A 232-nucleotide genomic window follows, 5' to 3' on the forward strand; every position below is an offset into this window, starting at 1 on the left:
CACTGGATTCCGCGGGCCCGCGCCAGATACTCGGCTATCTCGGTGCGCAGCGCCGGATAGCCGCCCGGATGGCCATAGCCGATATTGGATGTGGCGCTGACGGTCGCGCGCCGCGCGACGATCCGCGACCACTTCGAAAACGGAAAGTCGTCCGTCACCGGCAGGCCGTACCTGAAGTCGTATTTCAGCTCCGGCCGCTCGAGGATCGGCGACGGTTCGAGACTCCGCAGGC

At 66.4% G+C, this 232-nt stretch carries 1 pseudogene; it reads right to left on the reverse strand.

The features are described 5' to 3' along the window. Positions 1–232, reverse strand: a pseudogene (locus SB751_RS35735) (PLP-dependent aminotransferase family protein); the annotation flags it as partial.

Origin of the sequence: Cupriavidus sp. SIMBA_020 (assembly GCF_046535395.1) — a bacterium.
GTDB classification, from domain to species: Bacteria; Pseudomonadota; Gammaproteobacteria; order Burkholderiales; family Burkholderiaceae; genus Cupriavidus; species Cupriavidus campinensis.